This window comes from Aliikangiella aequoris, assembly GCF_053709105.1.
This window is the reverse complement of the sequence record NZ_CM132298.1, coordinates 2627518-2646355: the sequence shown is the minus strand read 5'-3', so window position 1 is coordinate 2646355 and position 18838 is coordinate 2627518. Positions and strand designations below refer to the sequence as shown.

Sequence of the window (18838 nt, the reverse complement as noted above, 5' to 3'; positions counted from 1 at the left end):
ATGATTGTGTTGGCTAACGGCTCATTAAAATTTAACTCAAACTGACGCTTTAGCCAAAAATACTCATTATTTGTGGTTTGTCTTCTCTTCGGTTTTTTCCTGGAATTGAACCTTTGTTTTGGCGTAAAAATATTTCATTTATATCTTCAATGCTGTCTTCTAAGCGGCAGTAGTTTTGCTCTTTTAAAGAGGTCATCATACTATTGGCAAAATATTCAAATTCTGTGTGCCATAAATGTGGGGTATTGGGCTGTTTCATACGTCGTCCTATCCGACCTAAAATACCATAAAGTCTAGGCGCATCATGAGTTCTGCAATAGTCCTTAATAACATCTTTCATTAAACTAAACTCAGATGGGGTTATTTTTATGGCTTCTTTGGTGCCAAATTGAGGGCTTATTGTCTTCAAGATGGCAGGTATTTGTTGAACCGACATAGTTTCTACTCCTTTGGTAACCTCTTTCCCTAAAAATAGGTGAAAATCCAGTGATAAAAGCGTGCTACGTAGACATGCTTTCCTATAAAATATAGGTAAGCTTTTTAACAAGTACAATATTTATAATGAAACAATCTCATTTTGCTCTTTTGATAGTTTTAGTTGGTATAAATGCATCGATAACTATTGCAGAAGAAAGCCAAACTAGCCATCAAGCATGTTTATTAAGTGCGATTCAATCGGATGCCAATAATTCTAGCCAAGTATCTGATATTAAAGCGCTTTGCTCTGATAAGTCGGGAATAAATAAACCTAGCGATGACCCTAACTCAGAAACCGCGCAAAACATGTCTCCGCTAGAGCAGCGCATTAAAAAAGAAAAAAATCAGCTAGATAACCCTAATGTGATAACACCACATCGCCGTAACTATATGATGCCTATCACTTTTATGAAAAAGCCAAACAATGAACCATTTATTGGTTCATCATTTGATGGCAAATTAGAAAACTTAGAATCAAAATTTCAATTAAGCTTTAAAGCGCCTCTGTATAAATCCCTGTTAAAAGAAGATGATTTAATATTTTTTGGATTTACCTTGCAGTCTTACTGGCAAATGTATAATTCGGAAATCTCATCTCCTTTTAGAGAAACTAATTATCAGCCTGAAGTTTTCTATGGCTTTTTAAATGACTTTAAAGTTGGCCGTTGGACTAACCGTGTAAATATTATTGGAATTGAGCATCAGTCAAATGGTCGTTCTCAACCGCGCTCGCGAAGTTGGAACCGAGTTTATGCTAACTTTATTTGGGAAAATGACCGTTGGATTATTGGTTTTAAGCCCTGGTATCGGATACCAGAGAAAACCAAAGTCACACCGCAGCAAGCTGATGGTGATGATAACCCAGATATTGAAAAATACATGGGGCATTTTGAGTTTTCGAGCGCTTACAAGTGGAATGAACAAACTTTTGGAATTATGTTACGTAATAACTTACGCAGTGAAAACCGTGGAGCTATTCAGATCGATTGGACTTTTTCACTGGGATCGCGTTACAAGGGCTATGCGCAATACTTTAACGGCTATGGTGAAAGTTTAATTGACTACAATCAATCTGTGGAAAGGTTTGGTGTGGGCGTTATGCTGACTGACTTATTTTAGTCAGTCAGCATAACCTATATAAAGCGGAGCCTAATACAAGTTCGTCATTTTAGTTTGGATTGGATTTAAATATTGCAGTATAAATTTTTCCGTCTTGATCAATATAACCACGGTACATACCGCTTGAATTAAACGAAAAGATAGGTTTGCCGTCGCTGGTTAGTCCTATAATGCCGCCTTCTCCACCCATTTTAACTAATTTTTGTTGAATGACTTCATCTGCGGCTTGTTGCAAAGGCATGTTTTTATACAAGGTTCTCGCACATATATCATGAGCAACAGCTGCTCGAATAAAATATTCACCATGTCCTGTCGCAGATATTGCACAGGCAGAGTTATCGGCGTAAGTACCAGCGCCGATAATTGGCGCATCACCAATTCGGCCAAAACGCTTATTAGTCATTCCGCCGGTAGAGGTTCCGGCAGCTAAGTTGCCGTAAACATCATAAGCCACAGCACCAACGGTGCCAAACTTCTCATCATCTGGCCATTGACTGTGATTCGCTTGTTTGTGAACATCTTTGTTCGAAAGTACTGTGTGGGTATCGGATTGTTTAAGTAGGTTAATAATTTGTTGCCAACGCCTTTTAGTTTTAAAGTATTCTGGTGAGGCCATCTCTAAGTTTTGTTGTACTGCAAAAGCCTCGGCGCCTTTACCACTAAGCATTACATGCTTAGAGTTTTGCATGATTTCTATTGCTAGTTTTATCGGGTTTTTTATCTTGCTCACGCCGGAGACTGCGCCAGCATTTAAGTCTTCGCCGCGCATAATAGAAGCGTCGAGCTCAATGGTTTTATCATGGGTATAAACAGCTCCTTTACCAGCGTTAAACAGCGGTGAGTTCTCCATGCTAACAATTGCCGCTGCTACGGCTTGGGTGCTAGTTCCACCTTGCATTAATATCTGGTGTCCTGTGCTAAGCGCTTCTCTTAATGCTTGATGATAAGCTTTTTGCAGCTCTGGGCTCATTTTTGCCTTGATGATATTGCCTGCACCGCCGTGAATAGCAATAGATACCTTGTTGGCTTGTGATTTTTCTGGTTTCGCTGGTGTTGCTGGTGTTGTCGCAGCGGTCGTCGCAGCGACTAAGCTCAGTAGCCCAAAGAAAAATACAGATATTATGGTTGGCTGGCGTGTTTGCATGGTGTTGCTGCCTTTATTTGTTTTAATTAGACCAGAAAAGTAATCATTCACTGTTAAAAAAGCAACTGGTTAAGGTGTAACAATTCTTGCAAATAATATTTTATGTAATTCTGACATAAAATATTTCCTTTTGGGGCTTGTCGGCAACCCACAATCTATGCTTTTATGAGCGGTTAAGGGCGGTTAGCGATTTAAATTGGTTAGACCAGTAGTTATCGCTCGTTGTAAAGATGCACAGTCGGTTGCTGAATATACCAATAAATATAAAAATTAAACTGCAATAAAATAGCAGTAAAAAGATAAAAATTAATAGCAAAACAACTTATTCAAGATTAAGGAAGTAACATGGCAATTCAACGTGGGGGTTTTAGTACCCGTCTCGGATTTATATTAGCTGCGGCAGGCTCTGCGGTAGGTTTAGGCAACATTTGGAAGTTTCCATTTGAAGTAGGCCAGGGTGGTGGTGCTGCCTTTGTAGTGATGTATTTGGCTTTCTGCTTTATCTTATGCTTTCCAGTCATGGTTGCTGAAATTAGCATTGGTCGGCGAACTCAAAAAAATGCGGTAGGCGCTTTTACAGCTTTAGGGCACAAAAGCTGGTCAATAATTGGCTATTTGGGCTTAGCCAGTGGGGTCCTCATTCTTTCTTTTTATAACGTTGTGGCCGCGTGGGCCTTTGGCTATTTTGTCGATATTGTGATGGGGACTTTCTCTGTTGGTGGCGAAGCCTTTGGCAAGTTTGTTTCTGACTACGTTAAGGTTGGTGGTTATGCCATTTTATTTATGGTGGCCACGGCTACGGTTGTTTCTAAAGGCGTCTCTGGCGGAATTGAAAAAGCCGCGCGAATTTTAATGCCAACTTTGTTTATTATGATTATTTGTTTAATTGGCTATGCGTTAACACTGCCGAACGCAATGGAGGGTTTAAAATTCTACTTGGTGCCTGAGTTTAGTGAGATTACTGGCGCTGTTGTTTATTCGGCACTAGGCCAAGCCTTTTTCTCGTTATCATTAGGTATGGGCGCATTAATTACCTATGGCAGCTATCTTTCTAAAGAGTCTAATGTAGTTAAATCTGCAGCTCAAATCACGCTAATGGATGTGGGCGTTGCGGTACTGGCCGGATTTATGATTTTCCCTTTCGTATTCTCTCAAGGAATAGAAACAACCGGTGGTGCAGGCCTTATTTTTATGACATTGCCAGGGGTTTTTGAATCACTTGGTCCAATATTAGGCATTGTGGTCGGCGCATTTTTCTTTCTTTTGTTATCTTTTGCTGCTTTCACTTCAACCATCTCACTTTTAGAAGTACCAACAGCGTACATAGTAGATGAGCATAAAGTAAGTCGTACTAAAGGTACCTGGGGGGTTGCAATTGTCATCTTTTTAGTTGGAATTCCGTCTTTGCTTTCTGCCGGCGCTGTCGATTCTTTAACCAACTTTATAATCATGCCGGGTAAAGAGTCAGCGACCAGCTTCCTTGATTTTGTTGCATTAATCGCTAACGATACTTTCTTGCCATTAGGTGGCTTTTTAATTGCTGTGTTTACGGCCTATATTTGGCGCAAGGAAAACTTCAATGCTGAGTTGGATCAAGGCGGAGAAAATCTGAAAGGAAGCTTTTTACAAAGCTATGTTAACTTTGCTATTAGTTATATTTGCCCAATATTGCTAGGTACAATATTTGTTGTAACGGTTTTAGATAACTTTTTAGACATTAAAATACTAGATATGCTGTTAGGTTAAATTGTAAGCCGCTTAGACGCGAAGTAGCTGGGCTATTTCGCGCGCTTAAAATGAATTGAATGATTGTTTAAATTGGAGATGCTTGTGCAAGTAAAACCTTTATTACTATTGTGTTTTGGCGCCGCTTTATTTGGCTGTGAAGAAAAAGAAGAACCCAAAACGCCAATTGAAGTGGAGAAGCCAAAACCGGTTTTTGTATCGACTTATCAGCCGCTAGAGTCACAAGATTTTTTAATAACTAACGCGACTATTTTAATCGGTAATGGCGAGCGTGTTAACAATGGAAGTCTTTGGATTAAAGGTGGAAAAGTAGAGGCGGTTGGAGTTAATCTCGCAGCGCCAGAAGGTATTAGTCAAATCGATGTCAAAGGGAAATGGATAACTCCCGGGTTGATCGACGTACATTCGCATTTAGGGGTTTATCCTTCACCGTCTCATGAAGGTAACTCTGATGGTAATGAAATGACTTCGCCAGTGACTGCTCAAGTGTGGGCGGAACATGCAGTATGGCCGCAAGATCCAGGGTTTGATTTGGCTTTGGCTGGGGGCGTAACTAGTCTGCAAATTTTACCAGGATCTGGCAATTTAATTGGTGGCAGAGGCGTAACGCTGAAAAATATTCCATCTATCACTATGCAAGGTATGAAATTTCCAGATGCGCCACACGGTTTAAAAATGGCATGCGGTGAGAACCCCAAAAGAGTATACGGCAGAAAAGGCCAAGCTCCCATGACTCGAATGGGCAACGTAGCGGGTTACCGAGCTGCTTGGATTGAAGCAAAAGCCTATATGGACAAATGGGATCAATATTATCAAGCAGCCGAAGAAGGTGAAGCAAAAGATGAGCCAAAAAGAGATCTAAAATTAGAAACTTTAGCCGAGGTTTTACGCGGTAATATTTTAGTTCATAACCATTGTTACCGTGCAGAAGAAATGGCTGTGATGATCGATGTAGCGAAAGAGTTTGGTTATAAAATATCTACTTTCCATCACGCGGTTGAAGCTTTTAAAGTGGCAGATTTATTAGCCGAAAATGATATTTGTGCAGCAATGTGGGCTGATTGGTGGGGGTTTAAACACGAAGCCTATGACTCAGTGAGAGAAAATGTAGCCTTAGTTGAAAAAGCCAAAGCCTGTGCCGTAGTTCATTCCGATTCGGCAATTGGTATTCAACATTTAAACCAAGAATCGGCAAAAGCCATGGCAGCGGCAAATAAAAGAGGAATGAACCTTAAACCTGAAGATGCTATTCGCTGGACAACTATTAATGCGGCAAAGTCACTCGGTATTGAAGATAAAGTTGGTTCGTTAGAAAAGTCAAAAATGGCAGACTTCGTTGTGTGGTCGGGTAATCCTTTTAGTGTTTACAGCAAAGCTGAGCGAGTATTTATTGATGGCGCGTTGATCTATGATCGCAATAATCCAAAAAATAATGCAGTAAGTGATTTTGATTTAGGCATAACTGATCCAGAAGGAGAAAGACTATGAGAGCATTAACATCTGGATTAGTTTGTTTAGCTTGGGGAGTTTCATCTGCATTTGTGGCTACTAGTATACAAGCGGCAGATTATCTTATAAAAAATGCCACGGTCCATACCGCTACGGCAAAAGGCACTTTAAATAAAGCTGATGTATTGATACGTGACGGAAAAATAGTTCAAGTTGCAAGTGATATCAATAGTCAGCATAAAGTTATTCAAATTGACGCCACAGGAAAGCATTTAACCCCAGGGTTGGTCAATGCATCAACTCAAGTCGGCTTAGTGGAGATTAGTGCTGTATCTGGTACGGTGGATGCTTCTACTAAACTTCAAGGGATAGGAGCTTCATTTAACATTGCTCCGGCAATTAACTTTCGTTCTACTGTTATTCCTCAAAATAGAATTAACGGAATGACACGTGCAGTAGTTTTACCGCGCTCCACACAGTCTATATTTGCGGGGCAAGGTGCTGTAATCGCTTTGCATTCATCGCTTCGCGGCCTATTAATAGAAAATGCTGCAGTAGTCGCTCAGTATGACTCTCGAAAAGGCGGCGGCTCGCGTGCAGCAGCAATGCAATTACTCGACACGGCTTTATCGGAAGCTAAATATCTACGCGCTAATGAAGCTGAATTTAAGCCAGGAGTTAAGTCGGCATTTAGCCAGTCAGTAGCCGATCTTAAAGCCTTGTACCCAGTGCTAGACAGAAAAATACCACTAATTATTTCTGCTAATCGCGTCGATGATATTCAGCGACTAATTAAGCTCAGCCAAAAGCATAATTTTAGATTAGTGATTTCTGGTGGCGGCGAAGCTTGGTTAGTTGCAAAGCAATTAGCTCAAGCAAATGTTGCGGTGATTATGGATCCCATGAGCAACCTGCCTCAATTTGATGCTTTATCTGTGCGTTTAGATGCGGCAGCAAAGTTATACCAAGCTGGGGTAAAGTTATTGTTTACCGGAGGCGATACGCATAATGGCTATTTGGTACGCCAATCTGCGGGTAATGCCGTAGCTTATGGGTTACCGGCATCGGCAGCACTAGAAGCCATGACCATAAATACAGCAGAAGTATTTGGAATTAAGCATTACGGTCAAATAAAGGCGGGCATGCAAGCTGATATTGTACTTTGGGATGCTGAGCCATTAGAAATTACTTCAACGCCAGAGCTTGTGTTAATTCAAGGTGAAAAACAGCCTTTAACTTCACGCTCGACGCGCTTGGCTGATCGCTATTGGGAACTTAAAGGAAATCACCAACAGGCTTTTGAAAATAGCCAGTCGAATTAAAAATAATAAAAGGAAAGCCGAATGGGTAGTACAGAAAAAAAGCAACCAACATTACTTGATGCATTAGTCCCAGTAGTAGGGTTAATCATAATGTTGGTAGCCTCGGTTCAGTTGTATGAAAGTGATTCTTCTTATGGCGCCAATCAAATTGCCTTATTGCTAGCCGCTTCTTTAGCCATAATTGTAGGGTTTCGTAATGGTTACCAATGGAAAGAGCTAGAAGCAGGGATTGTGAAAGGTATTTCAATGTCGCTTGGTGCTATTTTAATACTTTTAATGGTTGGTTCATTAATTGGTACTTGGATATTAAGCGGAACAGTGCCAACGATGATTTTTTATGGATTAAAAATTCTAGACCCAAGCTATTTTTATGCTGCGGCCTGTATAACCTGCGCGTTAGTATCGGTATGCATTGGTAGCTCTTGGACAACTGCAGGGACTATTGGTATTGCGTTGGTAGGAATTGCTGGAGCTATGGGGTTATCGTTACCTATGACCGCTGGTGCGATTATTTCTGGCGCATATTTTGGCGATAAAATGTCACCGCTTTCAGATACAACAAACCTTGCGCCGGCGGTAGCTGGTACTGAATTATTTACCCATATTCGCCATATGGCTTGGACAACCGGCCCGAGTATTTTAGTCGCAGTAACTTTATTTTTTATTATCGGCCTCACTCAAGACAGCGTTGATGCGGAAAATAACTTGCAAGCTACTTTAGCAATTATGCAAAGCGAATTTGCGATTTCAATTTTTTCCTTGATACCTTTGTTCGCGGTATTATTTTTAGCTTATAAAAAAGTTCCTGCTTTTCCAACGTTAATGATTGGCGCACTATTAGGTGGCGTTTTTGCTGCAATTTTGCAACCGAGCACCGTTGAAAAAATGGTTAACTCTTCTATTTATTCTTGTTCGGTGGTTTCTTTAAAAACAGCGGAGTGCGAAGTTGAGTCGACTGAATTTACCCACTTAAGAAGTAGTGCGTCGTTAATTATTAATGAAGGTGCCAAGCAACACCAAGCCAGCATTAAGTTACCAGACGGTGATCAAAACCAGCAAATTGAGCAAGTTATTGCCAACAAAAACTTAACCGTTGAGTTTGAGCGACGTCCTTACTTCGTAAATATGATAGATGCTATTTGGCGCGCTTTAGCTAGTGGTTTTAGCATTGAAACGGGTAGTGAAGTAGTTAACGATTTACTTAATCGTGGTGGTATGAGCAGCATGCTAAACACGGTTTGGTTAATATTATGTGCGATGACTTTTGGTGCCGTAATGGAAACGGTAGGGCTACTTAATCGTTTAGTAAGCTCAGCATTAAAGCTAGTTCGTGGAACTGGCTCACTTGTTACTACAGTCATTTGTTCTTGTATTGGTATTAATATTATTGCAGCTGATCAATATATTGCCATAGTACTACCGGGAAGAATGTTTAGAGCCGAGTTTAAAAAGCGCAAACTTCACCCTAAAAATCTTTCGAGGGTGTTGGAAGATTCCGCGACTATAACTTCGCCGCTTATTCCTTGGAATACTTGTGGGCTTTACATGTCTAGTACGCTTGGTATTGCGACTTTAGCTTATTTGCCATTTTGTTTTTTCAATTTGATGAATCCTATTGTTTCTATTATTTATGGAATTACGCATTTTAAAATTGAAAAAATGAGTGAAACCGAACTGGCGGAACTTGAGTTAGTTGAAGCCCAGAGTAAAGCTTAACAACAGATTGCATAAGTTATTGTTAATATTTAGGTCTTAAAATATGAAAACGCTTTATTCGATAGAAGGTAATTCACAAAAGCTTGATGGCGGTGCTATGTTTGGCAATGCACCTAAAGCAATGTGGCAAAACTGGGTTGATGTTGACGAAGAAAATCGCATTGATTTAGCTTGCCGTGCATTGTTAGTAAAAGATGGCGATCGCAATATTTTGTTTGAGTTAGGTGTTGGCGCGTTTTTTGAACCAAAGCTAAAGCAGCGTTTTGGTATTGTTGAGTCGCATCATGTGTTATTAGACTCGTTACAAGCTGTTGGGCTGACTCATAATGACATAGACGTTTTGGTGTTGTCGCATTTGCATTTTGATCATATTGGTGGGTTATTAGCTGAATGGGAAGAAGGTAAGCCATTACGTTTATTGTTTCCTAATGCAGCCATTGTAACTAGTCAATCAGCGTGGGACAGAGCACATAACCCTCATCCCAGAGACAGAGCGTCTTTTATTCCAGAGCTCATGCAATTGCTAAAAGATCGGCCAAACGTCCATTTAGAAAGCGGCGACTCAAGTGAGGTTTTAGGACGTGACTATCGTTTTCATTATAGTGATGGTCATACACCCGGAATGATGCTGGGAGAAATAGCAATGCCAAATGGTCCAGTGGTATTTTGTGCTGACTTAATTCCAGGAGAAGCGTGGGTTCATCTGCCGATAACCATGGGGTATGATCGATTTGCCGAACTTGTTATTGACGAAAAGCAGCGCTTTTTAAGTGATTTATTAAAGCGCAATGGCAGATTGTTTTTTACCCATGACTGCAAAGTTGCACTGGGGCGTTTAGCTCAAAATGAGAAAGGCCGTTACCATCTCTCTGAAAAGCATGAAATACTTAATGGGTTGACCGAATAGCCATATAACTAACTGAAAATTAAGTAAAAAATAAAATAATCGAATTTATTTTAACAATTATTGAACCATTCTATCTTTGCCCAGTCTGAGTATATAGAGAATGTAACTCCCCAATGGTTGTTGGTTAGGCATTCGGATTGTCTAAAATGCTTTTTTGCTCAAGAATTTAGTAATTAAGTTAGTGACAGAATCTCCGAAACATTTTTAGCCACTTTATTAAGTGGCTTTTTTTTGCCTAAATTTTACCTTTTTAGCCTGCTCGTCAAGATAAAATAATTTTCAACCTGCCAACTTTTCTGCTCAAACTCTCGTCTTAGCAAAATGAGTCTATGTGCCGTCAAAGTGTCGCTCAGTTTTAAGATTGATTAGGGGATTTGACGATTTATTCGTTAATTTTGCTAAGCGATAGAAATATTCTTCCTTAATTACTTGTAACTTATTGATTTTTAAGTTTTAAAAAGTTGGCCTCTTTATTGCGTTGATATGGGTTCTAGAGTTTGAAGTTTTTTATTTATTTAACAAGGAAATTACAATGAAAAATCAAGTTGGGTTGTTTGCTGTTGCATTATTGAGTTTTGGGGTAATCGCTGGCAGCTTAGATTATCAAGAAACTAAAAGTCTAAAACTGTCTGCAGATGATTTAAAGTCTTTCAGAATTAAAGCGGGAGCAGGCAGTTTAACCGTAACCGGTGACGCGTCGCTTAAAGAAATAGAGGTTGTCGCAGAGCTTAATGTAGAAAAAGACAATTACGAGCTTACCTTAAAGCGGGATGGCAGCGAGGCATTACTTGTCGCTGATGCAAATTTAGATGATTCGAGTAATTGGTTTGGTAATAGTGATAGTCCGTATATCCACTTAAATGTGAAAGTCCCAGCTAATCTAAAGTTAAATATTAAAGATGGTTCGGGCTGGATGAAAGTTGCCGATATGATGGCTGACTTAGAAATTAGAGACGGCTCTGGCTCAATTGAAATCGATAGCATTAACGGTCAATTAAAAGTAAAGGACGGCTCTGGCGCTATGGAAATTGTTGGCGTAAGCGGCTCTGTTAATATAGATGATGGCAGTGGTAGTATCTCTGTCAAAAATATTGGCGATACAGTTACTATTGAAGATGGCTCCGGTAGTATAGAGGTAACAAACGTTTCGGATAGAGTCTTTATAGAAGATGGTTCAGGTAGCTTATTAGTTCAAGATATCTCAGGGCATGTCACTATAGATGACGGTTCTGGAGATATAAAAGTAAGGCGGTTAGAGCAAGGACTTACTATTGAAAACTCTGGCAGTGGCGGAGTTTCTATTAAAGATGTTAAGGGGGATGTAGTTCAAGATTAGTGGTTTGCATTTTTGTAATCTCTAACTAGAACTAAGTGCTTCCCTTAAGTTATTTAAATCTGCGAGTAGGAGAGTTTGTCTTGCTCGCTGGTGTGATTTAGCAAGCTACTTGAGGGCCATGTTTTGCAGACAAAATTATTGCCTCCCCATATTGGAGCAACTGATAAAGTGGTTTTATTTGATGGTGTTTGTAAAGTTTGTACTGCTTGGAGCAAGTTTTTAATAAAGTATGACAAACAGCAGCTTTTTAAGTTTTGCAGTGTACAATCAACGGAAGGGAAAGCTGTATTAAGGCATTTCGGGTTGTCTCCTCGCGCTTATGAAACCATGCTTTATGTGGAGGGCGCTTTATGTTTGCAAAAATCTAACGCTTTTTTAGCTGTGATGATGAAGCTAGGTTATCCGTGGAAATTTGCCGGCGTTTTCTATCTCATCCCAAAGCGCCTTCGTGATTGGTGTTATGATCGCATTGCGCTTAATAGATATAAACTTTTTGGCCAGCATGATGAATGTTTGTTACCCACACCGGAGCATAAAGCAAGGTTTATAAATGCCAAACACTAAGTTAGAGCATATTGCTTATGTCAGTAGACTTCTTTTAGGATTTCTGTTTATTTATCACGGCCTAGTGCCTAAAATACTTTGGTTAAGTCCACAAGAAACTCATCTAGTTCAATTAAGCGGTTTAAGTCTTTCCGCCGAAATAGTATCTCCCATTTCGGGCATAGTTGAAATTGCTTTAGGAGCGAGCATCTTATTATTCCCGGAAAGCAAAGTACCTATCTATTTAGCTGCAATAGCACTGCTCTGCTTGTTGTTCTATGTTTGTGTTGTGAGCCCTTTTTATTTAGTCCAAGCGTTTAACCCTGTTACAACCAATATATTAGGTTTGGGGTTGTGTTATTTAGCTTTATTTTCAAGTAATACTAGAAAAACATAATGCACCTGCTTTTTTATTAAAAATATAAAGCCGAGTCTAATTGTAAAAATTGAATTATACTAAATTTAGGTCTGGGCTAAACCAAGCGTTAAATATAACTTTTGGTGCACTATCAAAGGAAATGTCATGGATAAAGCGCTACAAACAATGATCGAAAATATGCCTGAAAAAACAGGTAAAAGTCTTGCTCAGTGGAAGACTCTCCTTAGTAAAAATAACTTTGAAAAACATTCACAAGCGGTCAACTATTTAAAAAGTGAGTATGGGATTACTCATGGCTTTGCTAATACGATAGTGAGCTTATATAAAGCAGATAATGAGCCTGAAATAGACTTAGTTAAAAGCCAGTATCTAAATAAAGAGCAGTTGTTGCCAATTTATGATGCACTTATAAAGTACGCTAAAAGCCTAGGAAGCGATGTTGTAGCAGTACCTAAAAAGGCAAGCGTTAGTATTAAAACTTCAAAGCAATTTGCATTAATCAAGCCTGCCACAAAAACTCGAATTGATTTAGGTTTAAAGTTAAAAGATGTTGAAGCTAAAGACAGGCTAGGACCTTCGGGGCCTTTTGGCGCCATGTGTACTCATAGAGTTCAATTAACAACTGTTGATGATGTTGACCAAGAAGTAAAGCAGTGGCTTAAACTTGCTTACGATAACTCTCACTGATTTATTGACGTCAGCTTCTGACAGCTACATAAATAAGAAAAATTGAATCCGAATAAACAGAGCCGTTTTAAGCTGATAGTTCGGCTTAGTTTATATTTGTGTTGTATTTGATTTAGTGGCTTTCACAAAGTAAAGTCTAGGCGTAAAACACCAACGGAGAAAGTGATGCTTGAACTAACCAACTTAATAGCGGTGATAGTCGCCGCGGCCGCTTCATTTGCGCTAGGAGGCTTGTGGTATTCGCCATGGCTTTTTCTAAAACCTTGGTTAGCTGATATGGGGTTAACCGAAGAAAAGCCTGGTCATCCTGGCAAAGTATTTGGCTTAGCTTTTTTCTTTAGCATTATCGCTTGTTTCTTTATGTTTTCATTTATTGGCGTTGGTAATGGCGCAATTGCCGGAATGATGTTTGGCGTTAAAGTGGTTGTTGGCTTTGTTTTTTGTAGTTATGGCGTTAATTATCAGTTTGCTAGTCGCTCGATTAGGGTGCTTTTTATTGATGGCGGCTACCATACCTTTCAGTTCGCGCTATTTGGCCTAATATTAGGTATATGGCCTTGGTAGTCTTTGCAAGACGAATAAAAAATCGGACAGTCATATAAATATTCGCATTTTAAATTGCTACACTAAGCTGTTTAAGTATTATGCGAATCATCATGTATTTGTTAAAAAAGGGTTTAATTTTTGAAAGGTCCGCTGAGCTTTCTCTAAAATCCAAAACAGAAGCAGCCAAAATACCCACGAGTGTGGTGATTTAAATGTTGCTTTGTGAATGGAGTAGGATTCGAAGTTATCCAGTGCTAAACAGTTTTTCTAATTGCCGAGTTCCTTGAATCCACTGTTGCTCGAGTTGCTCAACCTTCGCTTTTATTGCATTAATGCCTCCCACAAAGCGGCCATAGTTTCGACCATAATGCTGTATTTGGCTCAGCCAATGTGACTGGTTTATATTGAGCTGTGTGAGTACTGATTGAATGTTCGCAGGCAGTGCTGCTTTGTCGGGGTAGACTATTGCTTTACCGGTCCACTCCACTAGTGTTATATAGTCCTTAAGCTTAAAGTTTAACTTGCGCTCTTTTACCTGACCGGCTATCGCGGCAACCGCTTGATTAAGTTTTTCCCTGGTCATCGACTCAACGCGATGTTTAATACTGGTATGGTCGCTTTCTGGTAGCGACTTGGCAATGCCGGCTCTTATTGGGTTTAAGTCAACATAAGCCATACAAGCAAGCGCAGCCGACTCATCTAACAGCGCTTGTGAAGTAAAGCGCGACTCCCAAAAGTGGCCTTTACAGCCATCCTCTAAATTAGCCAGCCGAGCTAGTGGTTCATTTAAGCGTCGCATTAACCATGAAATATCTCCTAATCGTTTGCGGTAAGTGGCAAGCAGCTCATCATCATTGGCAATGGCCTGCAAGCGTAATTGGCGCTGTAATTGAAATTGTGGCTTGTCTAACTTACCAGGAAAAGCTCGTAACCAGCGCTCAGCGACTTCTCGATTTGACCACTGCTGAGGCGCTTTGGGGTTAGAGTAAACCACTAGGTGATAATGGTTGCTCATTACAGCATAAGAGTAGACTTCGATGGCAAACACCTTAGCCAGCTCAAGAATACGATTTTCTATCCAGAGACGACGGTGCTCAAAGCTTATGCCGGTTTCTTTATCAAACCCACACAAAAAAGTGCGTCTTACACAGCGGCTGATTAAATGATAATAACCGGGCGTTTCAGGATCAATTTGGTCTTTTCTGGGAATGGCCATGATTCGTCCTTGAGCATTGGATAGAAGAGCATTGTTGCAGAAAATATTTAACGCTTGAATAAGCAATACTTGATAAAAAGGTTAAGAGATTGGCGCTTGGGAGTGTAGGAAATTGACAGTAAGGTGACTGTCCGTAAATGGGAGTTGGGTTTATGGAAATGCGTCGCTTGGTGTCTGCTAGACATCAGCCTATTGGACTGGGGGTGATTATAAAGAAAATTTAAGATTTTGTTGGTTAGTTCAAGTTCTATTCACTATTCAGGGATATAATCTAATTTTTTAGCGTCGTTTCGTGTGTTACAAATTCTATTTGATGCAATCTTAACTTAAACTAGGAAGGTAAAAAGTGACAGTAAGTAAATGGTTAAAATTAGTGTTGTTGGCGGTTGTTATAGTCGTTAGTGGGCTCAATAGTTTACCTGCTCAGGCTAACATGCAGTTGGCTATTGACCTAAACGCTTCGTTAAAGCAGTTAACGGAAGCTGCGGCTAAAGTCCAACAACAAAATGGTCCTGAGGTGATTACAAAGTTTGGGAAGATCTTAGGCGAACAAAATAGTGATGAGTCATTGAAAGCTGCCGGACGAGCTATTAAGTACTCCTCAGCCGTAAAACAAGAATTCGATGTTGCTTCAAACAATGTTATCACCAATATCGATAGAATTATTGCTGCTAGTGAGATTGCAAGTGATCAAAGTGAGTGTAAGCGTCAGCTAGATAAAATTTTACCACAGTATACAAAACTAAAAGCCGCAGTTGAAGAAAGTGCAAGACTCTCAGTAAGTAATGATGAAGCCAGAGCTAAGGCATTTGTAGCTGCTAATCATGTAATTGGTTTAACTTTGATTGGCGCACAATTTAGTATGCTTAGTGTAGGCGTTTGCCGTTAAGATTGGTGCTTAAATAATAACTCAGTCGAAAATATAAAAGTTTTTGTAATAAATTACACTTTGAGTCGACTAAAGTAATTAGACAGTGAAATTGTTCCACTTTCAATGATTACAATAACAAATTAGGACTGATTATGTTAGAAGTAAAGAACCTTCATAAACGCTTTCGCATTGACAATAAAACGTTAAAAGAGAAGCGTAAAAATAACTCAACTCAAAGAGATGTAAGAGAAGACGGCCACTGGTTTCACGCAGTTAAAGATGTAAGCTTTAGTTGCCAGCCAGGTCAAGTGCTTGGCCTTTTAGGTCCTAATGGCGCGGGTAAAACAACTAGCTTACGAATGCTTTCTACCGCGCTTCAGCCTACCGATGGCGAAATTTCTATTAATGGAGACGATGTGGTTGCAGAGCCTGTTGCAATGCGCAAACGAATCGGCTTTTTGTCTGGAACAACCAGCTTATACCACCGATTAACGGTAAAAGAGAATGTGCAATATTTCGGAAGGCTGCATGGCATGTCTGAAGCCGATCTCGAGCAAGAAACCAAAAAAATATTCGACTTGCTCGATATTCATAGCTTCGCCGATAAAAAAGCCGATTCTCTATCAACAGGAATGAAACAAAGGGCTAATATTGCTCGTACTGTTATTCACCGCCCAGAAGTTATCGTTTTAGATGAGCCTACAACGGGTTTAGACGTTATATCCGCAAAAACGATTATGGAGTTTATCGACTCATACCGTGGGGGCAATGTTCCTGTGATTTTTTCTACTCATCACTTGCATGAAGTCGAACGGCTTTGTGATCGAGTGGTTTTAATCAATGAAGGTACGACCCAATTTAATGGTACGTTAGATGAATTTAGGGCAAAAAGCCCAACGGGCAATATCTACGATGTGTTTGTTAGCTTAGTAGAAAAGGGAGAGCAGTAAAATGTTGCAAGTCTATTTAAAAGAATTATTAGAGTTAACCCGAGACAAGAAAACGCTTATTTTTACTATTTTATTACCAACTCTCGTTATGCCTTTAATTATGGCAGGTTTTATTGCTATAGCGGCTCACATTGCCAATAAAGCTAATGAAGAAGTGCTTGATTTTGTTATTGTTGGCAGCGAAAACTATCCTCAAATAGAACAAGCACTTTTGAGAGAGCCACAAGGCGATGAAAAGCCATTAAACTTTAACTTGGTTAAGTTAGAAAATGGAAAAAGCGTAGAAGAGGCAATCAATGAAGAAGTCATTCGCTTTGCCATTGTCATCCCTGAAAAAACCCAGCAAGTGATTGCAAATAGTATGTCGGCGGAAATTGAGTTTAAGTACAATGACTCGGCTTCAACCAGTGGCTTAATTTATCGACGAGTTGATGATGCTTTGGAAGACTTAAAAAATCTCGAGTTAGTGAAGCGCTACTCCAAATGGGGACTGAGTGAAGAGCAAGGTCTTGCTTTTTCAAAGCCGATAGATTTAGTGAAGTCTTCAACCGCCGATGATCGAGAAGCATTTGGCGAAAAATTTGGTGCATTTTTACCTTACATTTTAATTTTAATTGCTTTGTCTGGCGCTATGTACCCAGCATTAGACCTTGGGGTTGGTGAAAAAGAGCGCGGCACTTTAGAAACCTTGTTGCTTACACCTGTACCGCGATTTCAATTGGTTTTTGCAAAATTTTTAGTAATTTTCTCTACCTCGTTTATATCGGTGCTGCTGTCCCTGCTCAGTTTTGCAATTATGGTCGGCTTTTTTAGCCCGTTTATGCTGAGCTCTATTGGGGCCGAGGGCAGCGAAAAAGTGGCTAGCTTAATGACGGCTTTAGGAACTATTTCTACTTTAGATGTATTTTTAATGTTCTTAATGTTGGTTCCAGTAGCAGCAATTTTTGCGTCACTATTATTAAGCGTGTCTATTTATGCACGTACCTTTAAAGAAGCGCAAAATTACATGTCACCCATTATGATGGTGGTGTTCTTTCCGATACTGTTAGCTATTTTACCGGGGGTAAAGCTTGATTGGGTTTGGGCTGCTGTACCGATTACTAATGTGTCTTTAGCGATTAAAGAAATTTTTAAAGGTACTATTGATTTAAATATGATGCTGGTTATATTTACCTCTACTACTATTTTTGCCGGTGTGTTGTTAGCTCTGTGTAATTGGTGGTTTCAACGCGAGCAAGTTCTCTTTAGGAGTTAGAAACTACTTTCAAGCAAGTATAAAAAAGCGGCCTAGGTGCCGCTTTTTTTGTGGCTGCTTGTTTGACGCTTTAATATACTGTGAATGAAGTTGACCAAAATCAGCTCGACCGATACAGCCCCTTTAAAAATTGTTAATAGGTTCATACTTTATTTAGCGAAAGTCGATATAATCTCACGTTGTAAATTAGTCTAATAAGGAGATTACAGTAATGGATAAGTCAGGAATTCGAGCCGCTATAATCGGCATTGGTCTATTCACTCTACCTAGCTACTTTTTTGCCGTTGAGGCTTCAGAACAGGTCGATAGCGTTGTTGATATGGTGCTGGCTGATATGAAGCAATCTGGCGAATTAAGTGATATGTCAAAGTGTTTTAAAGTTTCAGAAAAAAGCACCTTAAATGCGGTAGAAAAATCGTTAAAGTCCTGTTTTAATCAACATCCCGAGCAGCTCAGTGGCACCTCAAATCCTGATATATTGAGTTCTTGTGTTAAACAAAACTTAATGAAAAAACTAAGTTTAAGTGAAAACCAATACCAATCATGTGAAGCGCAGTATGCAGAAGATGAGCAAGGTGAAGATATCTATGACACTATGTCGACACATGAATTAGCTGAGCAAATCGACCAAGATCAAGCCGAAAGTATGGCAATGCTTGAGCAGAGTCTAAGCCAACAAAAAGCGATGGCGGCAGGCACAGAACATACAATAACCTTGCCTATTTATAGCAACAGTCAATTGTTATCTAACTATCCTCAAGGAATAACTATTGGTGATATTCAGGCATTGCCAGTGGCAATGTTTAAATCGCCAGATAGTCTCGAAAAAATTAGTGATTTTTATAAAAAAGCACTACCTCACTATGCGGTTAAAAACTACGACTTTGGCTATGTTTTATTTATGCCAAGTTTTCCCGAAGGATTTCATCCGCACAAAGGACTTCAAGTGTTAGCGACAACGCCCCACATTTCGATTACCCCTAGCAGCGACGGCACTGGCTCTAATATTGAAATTGCTTATCCTAAAAAATAAAAAAGCTATGCGTCAGCCTTCAGAACAGAAGGTTGCCGCATTCTATTGAGAGCGTAATTACTCTGATAGATTTTTGGCTTGCAACTAGGTAATGGATTACGTAAACTAAATGGTAATCTCTTTAGGAGATTGTTGCTTGGAG

General features: G+C 39.7%; 18 protein-coding genes. 15 read left to right on the top strand and 3 right to left on the bottom strand.

Going from position 1 to position 18838, the window contains the following annotated elements:
* Positions 1-49 precede the first annotated feature (49 nt).
* A complete protein-coding gene (locus ACUR5C_RS11415; RefSeq protein WP_454465256.1) occupies positions 50-436 on the bottom strand; it encodes a hypothetical protein in 387 nt (128 codons plus the stop codon).
* Between the two features lie 125 nt (positions 437-561).
* Between ACUR5C_RS11415 and ACUR5C_RS11410 the strand changes: the two genes are divergently transcribed.
* On the top strand, positions 562-1596 hold the full coding sequence (locus ACUR5C_RS11410; RefSeq protein ID WP_454465255.1) for a phospholipase A: 1035 nt from the start codon (positions 562-564) through the stop codon (positions 1594-1596).
* 49 nt (positions 1597-1645) lie between these two features.
* Here the strand turns inward: ACUR5C_RS11410 and ACUR5C_RS11405 are convergent, their stop codons facing one another.
* Entirely contained in the window at positions 1646-2740 is a 1095-nt protein-coding gene (locus tag ACUR5C_RS11405; protein ID WP_454465254.1) for an isoaspartyl peptidase/L-asparaginase family protein, read from the bottom strand.
* Positions 2741-3085: 345 nt separating this feature from the next.
* Here ACUR5C_RS11405 and ACUR5C_RS11400 point away from each other — a divergent pair, with 345 nt between their 5' ends.
* From ACUR5C_RS11400 to ACUR5C_RS11355, 10 genes are all read left to right on the top strand, one after another.
* Complete coding sequence (locus ACUR5C_RS11400; protein WP_454465253.1) at positions 3086-4486, top strand: sodium-dependent transporter; 1401 nt, start codon at positions 3086-3088, stop codon at positions 4484-4486.
* 84 nt (positions 4487-4570) lie between these two features.
* The gene (locus ACUR5C_RS11395) at positions 4571-5974 is read left to right on the top strand and encodes an amidohydrolase (RefSeq protein WP_454465252.1); all 1404 of its coding nucleotides are present in this window, start codon (positions 4571-4573) and stop codon (positions 5972-5974) included.
* Positions 5971-7257 (top strand): amidohydrolase family protein, encoded by a 1287-nt coding sequence (locus ACUR5C_RS11390; RefSeq protein WP_454465251.1) that lies wholly within the window; start codon positions 5971-5973, stop codon positions 7255-7257. Before ACUR5C_RS11395 ends, ACUR5C_RS11390 begins: the two co-directional genes overlap by 4 nt.
* 21 nt (positions 7258-7278) lie before the next feature.
* Positions 7279-8973: a Na+/H+ antiporter NhaC family protein gene (locus tag ACUR5C_RS11385; protein ID WP_454465250.1), complete on the top strand. Its 1695-nt coding sequence runs from the start codon at positions 7279-7281 to the stop codon at positions 8971-8973.
* A 43-nt stretch (positions 8974-9016) separates the two neighbouring features.
* Positions 9017-9880 (top strand): MBL fold metallo-hydrolase, encoded by an 864-nt coding sequence (locus tag ACUR5C_RS11380; RefSeq protein ID WP_454465249.1) that lies wholly within the window; start codon positions 9017-9019, stop codon positions 9878-9880.
* Positions 9881-10412: 532 nt separating this feature from the next.
* Positions 10413-11216, top strand: coding sequence for a toast rack family protein (locus ACUR5C_RS11375; protein WP_454465248.1), 804 nt, complete (start codon positions 10413-10415; stop codon positions 11214-11216).
* 123 nt (positions 11217-11339) lie between these two features.
* Positions 11340-11780 (top strand): thiol-disulfide oxidoreductase DCC family protein, encoded by a 441-nt coding sequence (locus ACUR5C_RS11370; RefSeq protein ID WP_454465247.1) that lies wholly within the window; start codon positions 11340-11342, stop codon positions 11778-11780.
* Positions 11767-12156, top strand: a complete 390-nt coding sequence (locus ACUR5C_RS11365) for a DoxX-like family protein (protein ID WP_454465246.1) — start codon at positions 11767-11769, stop codon at positions 12154-12156. The genes ACUR5C_RS11370 and ACUR5C_RS11365 overlap by 14 nt, the downstream gene beginning before the upstream one ends.
* A 126-nt stretch (positions 12157-12282) precedes the next feature.
* On the top strand, positions 12283-12825 hold the full coding sequence (locus ACUR5C_RS11360) for a DUF4287 domain-containing protein (RefSeq protein ID WP_454465245.1): 543 nt from the start codon (positions 12283-12285) through the stop codon (positions 12823-12825).
* Between the two features lie 165 nt (positions 12826-12990).
* Positions 12991-13389 carry a DUF1761 domain-containing protein gene (locus ACUR5C_RS11355; RefSeq protein ID WP_454465244.1) on the top strand — a complete coding sequence of 133 codons (399 nt, stop codon included), beginning with the start codon at positions 12991-12993 and terminating at the stop codon, positions 13387-13389.
* Between the two features lie 226 nt (positions 13390-13615).
* On the opposite strand, the gene ACUR5C_RS11350 is transcribed toward ACUR5C_RS11355, so the two are convergent.
* Positions 13616-14587 carry a transposase gene (locus ACUR5C_RS11350; protein ID WP_454465243.1) on the bottom strand — a complete coding sequence of 324 codons (972 nt, stop codon included), beginning with the start codon at positions 14585-14587 and terminating at the stop codon, positions 13616-13618.
* Between the two features lie 346 nt (positions 14588-14933).
* On the opposite strand from ACUR5C_RS11350, the gene ACUR5C_RS11345 reads away from it, so the two are divergent.
* The 4 genes from ACUR5C_RS11345 to ACUR5C_RS11330 all read left to right on the top strand — a co-directional run bounded on the left by ACUR5C_RS11345 (position 14934) and on the right by ACUR5C_RS11330 (position 18696).
* Complete coding sequence (locus ACUR5C_RS11345; RefSeq protein ID WP_454465242.1) at positions 14934-15476, top strand: hypothetical protein; 543 nt, start codon at positions 14934-14936, stop codon at positions 15474-15476.
* A gap of 134 nt (positions 15477-15610) precedes the next feature.
* Entirely contained in the window at positions 15611-16408 is a 798-nt protein-coding gene (locus tag ACUR5C_RS11340; protein ID WP_454465241.1) for an ABC transporter ATP-binding protein, read from the top strand.
* A 1-nt stretch (position 16409) separates the two neighbouring features.
* Positions 16410-17663 (top strand): ABC transporter permease, encoded by a 1254-nt coding sequence (locus ACUR5C_RS11335; RefSeq protein ID WP_454465240.1) that lies wholly within the window; start codon positions 16410-16412, stop codon positions 17661-17663.
* A gap of 211 nt (positions 17664-17874) precedes the next feature.
* Complete coding sequence (locus ACUR5C_RS11330) at positions 17875-18696, top strand: hypothetical protein (RefSeq protein ID WP_454465239.1); 822 nt, start codon at positions 17875-17877, stop codon at positions 18694-18696.
* The last annotated feature ends 142 nt before the right edge of the window (positions 18697-18838 follow it).